The following is a 1,733-nucleotide window of genomic DNA, read 5'->3' on the forward strand; positions in this document are numbered from 1 at the left end:
GTCATCGAACGATGTGCGGTTTCAATCCCGGTCCGGGTCCGAGGGTAATCGCAAGTGAGTCTTGGTACTTCTGTCCTGTCTGCGGCAGTGCAAATTTTAGAAGGATCATGAGACTGAACAAAGTTCCTAACGCGCAGATTACCCGTGCTTGTCCGTGGCGATATTTCTAGGTTCGTGATCATCAGGCAGTGCGTAGGCGCCGTCAGCCACATGATCGCGCCCGCTTGTCGCCGATGCAGGTCCGATCCTTGCCGCCGTTGTGCTTGCAATCGCGGCATCTGAACAGGTAGTCACCTGGCGTGCGGAAGATCTGATGTGGAGCGGCATCGCTCGAATTTTCGCCGACGTTCAGCCCCGCATCGACCGCGTGATCGAATAGGCTGGCTACTTCCGGTATCGGCCTATGGCCGAAACCCGGATTGAAGATTGCCACGTCAGCTTACTCGGTAGACCGGACCGAGCTTCCTTCGATCGCCCGCCCTTGACCCATTGCGGACCTTCGCGAATGTTTGCTCTTCCGCCGCTTCCAGGGGTACACCGGACATCAACCGTCGTAACCCCCGCCGCTGGAATTTATGAGTACACGGCCTCGTCAATCGTTCAGTGGCTCCTCCGTTACGAATGACTATGCTCCGGAATTCTGTTTACTTCATCGCGCCATCGCTGTTGGAGATGTCGGCGGCTACTTTCCACTCGCCGCCGACCTTCTTCCAAACGGTAACGTATTTGCCGACGTCTTTCACCATTCCTTTATTGTCGTCGAAGCTCAGCTCATAAGTACCGACGTCATAAGCCATGTCGCCATCGTTCGAGACAATGAGCTGAGTGGAGGCGAAGGTCAGGTTGACATTCCTCATGCTGAGCAGTCTCTGCCAGGCGGCGGTGATGGCCACAGTGCCCCGCGCGAGTGGCGCATTGGCGTTGAGCATCGCACCGTCGGACGCATAGAATCCCGCGCAGGCGACCGCGTCTTTAGCCCGCACCGCCGCCTCCCATTTCTGGCCCAACTCGCGAATCTTTTGCTCGTCAGCGGACAGGTCAGCACGCACCGGGAGCGCCGCTGCCTTGTCGGCGCAGACCGCGATGCCGATCAGGAGCAGCAGCGTCAAAATCGACAGCGTTCTCCAGGATAGCATCTTCACCTCCATCATCAATATGGGGGCGGGACGACTGAAGCCTGACCGCTTCGTCGCTCCGGCATTCATCGAGATATCCACCACCCGACAAGAATGAGCTTGCAACGCCGGCGAGGGAAATCACCTCTCGCCATAGAGTCGATAGACGATCGTTATTGCCGCCGCGTGATGCCGTAGCGACGAATGCCACCAGCCGCGTCTACAGAGACTTCTAAACCCGTTGCCGCCGTTGGACCAATCGAGGTTGCGCGTCCCGACGCGAGCCGCCGTCCTTGACCATGACCCCGGCATTACGGTGGATTTGTCGTGCGCCACGTCGCCGACGGGATGCCGGACCGAGGTAAGAGAGGGAAAGACATCGCCATTTGCAGATGGGGGCAGGATGCCTGCAAGAGAAATTTCGGAAATCCGGAGTTGCGTTCAGGTGTGGTGGTGGCAGGAAGCCAGGTCTGCCGACTCGCCATTCGATCCGAGCTGAACCCGAACGCGCGAGGTCGCCTCTTGGCCCCAAGCAGCAGTTGGGGATGTCTGCTATTCCGCCGCTGTCAGGGGATAAGCAGACATCCGGCGAATGGGTCAAAAATGACGCGACTGGAC

The 1,733-nt window shown here is 58.5% G+C and carries 1 protein-coding gene; it reads right to left on the minus strand.

Going from position 1 to position 1,733, the window contains the following annotated elements; genetic code table 11:
* Positions 1-644: 644 nt before the first annotated feature.
* The gene (locus ACZXDY_RS45775) at positions 645-1,205 is read right to left on the minus strand and encodes a YybH family protein (RefSeq protein WP_464349993.1); all 561 of its coding nucleotides are present in this window, start codon (positions 1,203-1,205) and stop codon (positions 645-647) included.
* Positions 1,206-1,733 lie beyond the last annotated feature (528 nt).

It is taken from the genome of Bradyrhizobium sp. LeoB3 (genome assembly GCF_055456055.1).